The organism is Aeromonas sp. HMWF016, from assembly GCF_963878195.1.
GTDB classification, from domain to species: domain Bacteria; phylum Pseudomonadota; class Gammaproteobacteria; order Enterobacterales; family Aeromonadaceae; genus Aeromonas; species Aeromonas lacus.
The window spans coordinates 17848-21362 of record NZ_CAWNWX010000061.1; the positions used below are offsets into that span (position 1 = coordinate 17848).

Annotated in this window: 3 protein-coding genes and 1 pseudogene; 1 reads left to right on the top strand and 3 read right to left on the bottom strand. The window is 65.0% G+C overall.

The features are described from left to right. From AACS24_RS08810 to tyrS, 3 genes are all read right to left on the bottom strand, one after another. Window positions 1-527, bottom strand: a 527-nt coding sequence (locus AACS24_RS08810) for a lipase chaperone (RefSeq protein ID WP_258223158.1), incomplete at its 3' end; no start/stop codon positions are given. After that, a complete protein-coding gene (locus AACS24_RS08815) occupies window positions 524-1435 on the bottom strand; it encodes a lipase family alpha/beta hydrolase (protein WP_108573186.1) in 912 nt (303 codons plus the stop codon). The genes AACS24_RS08810 and AACS24_RS08815, both read right to left, overlap by 4 nt. 196 nt (window positions 1436-1631) lie before the next feature. Beyond that, window positions 1632-2897, bottom strand: a complete 1266-nt coding sequence (gene tyrS, locus AACS24_RS08820; RefSeq protein ID WP_108573188.1) for a tyrosine--tRNA ligase — start codon at window positions 2895-2897, stop codon at window positions 1632-1634. 180 nt (window positions 2898-3077) lie between these two features. On the opposite strand from tyrS, the pseudogene AACS24_RS08825 reads away from it, so the two are divergent. After that, window positions 3078-3515: pseudogene (locus AACS24_RS08825) on the top strand (LuxR family transcriptional regulator); the annotation flags it as partial.

Sequence of the window (3515 nt, forward strand, 5' to 3'; positions counted from 1 at the left end):
TCCAGCAGCACGGCATCCCGTCTGGCTGGCTCCATCTGCTCCAGTGCCTGCAGCTCGCCCAGCAGACGGCCGTTGGCTTCGGCCTCCTGAAACCACCGGGGCTGCGCCGCCAGCCAGAGCTCCAGCTCGCTGGCCAACGCCTTCTTGTCGGCATCGCTTGCCTCGGCCAGCGCCTTGCGGCGCAGAGTCCACTGCTCCATCAGGCGATCTTCGGCAAACAGCTGCTCCTGCTCGGTCGGGGTGAAGCTCTGCTGGCGCAGTTGCTCCCGCTCGTCGAAGAGGATTTGTAGGCTGGCGAGGGTGATATCGGTGGGCACGGTCAGACTGCTCTGGGCCGAGATAAAGGTGCGATAACGCTCCTGCAGCTCGTCGGCGGCCTCTTGCTCGGGATCGTGGTGATGGTTGCTGGCGGCAGGTACGCCTTGCTGACGCGCCACCTGCGCAGTCGGTGCTGCCGGCCAGAGCAGCACGCCGCCGATCAGCAGGGCGATGGCGCAGGGGACGGCGAGCAGGGTGACGATCCTCATAGTCCCAGCTCCTTGAGGCGGTGGGCATGGTCGCGATAGAGGGTGACCGGGTCGGTTTCAAACAGGTGGTGGATGCCGAAGGACTGGTTCACCTCATCCAGATGGTTCATCCGGTAGTCGGTGCCGATCACCTTGCCGAGGTGGCTGCTGCAGACGCCGACCAGCCCGTCATTGGGCTCCTTGAAGAAGGTACCGGTCAGCGCCAGCGCCGGATCCACCGGATCCAGAATATTGGTCATGTTGCCGCGCCCGCTCCAGGAGAAGTAGTAGACGCCGTTGGTCGCCTGCATCGGGCCCTCGCCGCAATACTGGCTGGGCAGCCCTTCCGGATAGCGCTGGTTGAACTGGTTGGCTCCCTTGCTGGTGAGGGCATCGAGCGCGGCGACCGGATCCTGCGGCAGCTGACTTCCCCCCGAGAGGAGAGAGATGACACCGGAGAGCGCATGGGCAGCTGCGGCCGCCAGCTTCTCGGCGGCTGAGTCGGGCGCCGCATTGGAGCGCACCAGATCGGCGATGTCAGAGCCGTAGTTCACCCCGCCCACGCTGGTGGCAGAAGCGACCAGCTCGGGGGCGACCGAGGCGACATAACGAATGGTGGGGCCGCCGTGGGAGTGGCCGATCAGATTGACCTTCTCGGCTCCGGTGGCGGCCAGCAGCAGTTCGATCTGGGCGAGCAGCTGCTCCCCCCGCTGCTCGGAGCTGGCGGTAGCCGATACCTGAGCCACGTAGACCTTGGCGCCATCGCGGCTCAGGGCCTGCGGAATGCCGTAGAAGTAGTCAACCCCGAGCAGCTTGTCGAAGCCGAACAGGCCGTGCACCAGCACTATGGGGTAGCGGGTCTGGGTATATCCGCTGGCGTGCGCCAGCATGGGCAGGGTGCAGAGCAGTACCAGAAGCCATCTCTTCATCATCAGCATCCTTGTCTATTTGTAAGGGGTTGTGAGGTGGGGCGGACTCCATGTTCGCCGGTGCCAGTATGGTGGCTGATTGAGAAACGGGCTGTGAGGGGGATCGCAAGTTGGGATTCAAAAGAGATTGTGGCCATCCCTGGCCAGCGGTTGAGGCGGGGAGGCGCCCTTGTGTTGCCTCCCGACCAAACGGGGATCACAGCCACATCACCAGCCGGTACTGTTTCTTGCCCCGGCGCAGCAGCAGGTAGCGGCCGAACAGCCGGTCGGCCGCCGTCAGTTGCTCATTCTGACGGATCTCGCCGTTGAGGCTGATGGCCCCCGCCGCCAGCAGCTCGCGGGCGATGCGCTTCGAGTTGGCCAGACCGCTCTCCACCAGCAGGGTTACCAGATCTGTTTCCCCCTCGAGACGGCAGCTCGGCATGCCATCCTGCGCCAGCTGGGCGAGATCGCTCTCGCCGAGGCGGGCCACCTCGCCGCTGAACAGCAATTCGCTGATGCGCTGCACCGCCGCCAGCGCCCCCTTGCCGTGCACCAGCTCGGTCAGCTCGTCGGCCAGCACCTGCTGGGCCAGTTTGCGCCCTTGCCGCGTGGCATCCTCTGCCTCCAGCGCATCAATCTCGGCCAGTGGCATAAAGCTGTAGTAGCGCAGGAAGCGGTAGACATCCTCATCTGCTGTGCCGAGCCAGAACTGGTAGAAAGCATAGGGCGAGGTGAGTGCCGGATCGAGCCAGATTGCGCCCCCTTCGGTCTTGCCGAACTTGGTGCCATCGGCCTTGGTGATGAGTGGCAGCGTCATGCCATACACCTGGGCCTGATTAAGGCGGCGGGTGAGATCCATGCCGCTGGTGATGTTGCCCCACTGGTCGTTGCCGCCAATCTGCAGGGTGCAGCCGAGGCGCTGGTTGAGCACCGCGAAGTCCTGGGATTGCAGCAGGGCGTAGGAGAACTCGGTGAACGAGATGCCCTGATCCGGGCGGGCCAGCCGCTGGCGCACCGATTCGCGGGCCAGCATGGCGTTGACTGAGAAGTGCTTGCCGATGTCGCGCAGAAAATCGAGAGCGGACATCTGCCCCATCCAGTCGGCGTTGTTGACCAGTTGCGGTGCCGCCAGCCCTTCGCTCGCTGGCAGCAGCGCTCTTATCTGGGCCGACAGGCTGGCTACCCAGCCCTGCACCGTCTCGGTGCTGTTGAGGTTGCGCTCGGTCGCCTTGAAGCTGGGATCGCCGATAAGGCCGGTGGCACCGCCCACCAGCGCCACCGGGGTGTGGCCCGCCAGCTGAAAACGGCGCAGCATCAGCAGCGGCACCAGATGGCCGATATGCAGGCTGCCGGCGGTGGGATCGAACCCGCAGTAGACGGTGCGTGGGGTGGCAAGATGGTCGGCCAGCGCCGCCGGGTCGGAATTCTGGGCCACCAGGCCGCGTCGGGTCAGCTCATCGAGCAGGTGGGGGTTGATCATGGGTTCTCCAACAGCAAGGGGAAAAGCCCACATCCTCGCCGCTCTGGCCTGCGCCGAATATGTCCCCTAGGGGACAGTTTTGCCACTCTCGTGCTAGCATCCGGCCATCGTGTGACCATCGCACGATCATTGCGGGGAGCCAGCCCGCCATCCGGAAGCCATCGCCATGAACCAGCACCCATGATCCAGACTCTTGCCACAGATGCCATGACCCGCAGCATGACCGAGGTGGTCGATGCCCTGCACGGCAGTGCCTTTCCGGCGGCGCTGGTGCGCCTCATCCAGCAGCAGGTGGCGTTTGACTGTGCCCTGCTGCTCGGGGTGGGACAGCGCCCCGTCTACCTCTACGACAACCTGCACCACCAGCGGGCGCTGCTGTTCGATCGCTATCTCACCCGCCACTTCAGCCAGGATCCCTTTATGCAGGCGCTGGAACAGGGTCTGGGGGCCGGGGTCTGGACGCTGGCGCAGGTATCGCAGGGGCGGCTCGACCCCGAGTATCGCCACCACTTCTATCAGGCCACCAGCTGGCAGGAGGAGGTGGGGCTGATCCTGCCGATACGCGACGGCCTCACCCTGATGCTGTTTTTGGGCCGCCTCGACAAGCGCAGCACCCTC

What these genes read in the sequence shown, in the direction of transcription:
- AACS24_RS08815 (WP_108573186.1), bottom strand. Translation starts at nt 1,435, where the DNA reads ATGAAGAGATGGCTTCTGGTACTGCTCTGCACCCTGCCCATGCTGGCG.
- tyrS (WP_108573188.1), bottom strand. Translation starts at nt 2,897, where the DNA reads ATGATCAACCCCCACCTGCTCGATGAGCTGACCCGACGCGGCCTGGTG.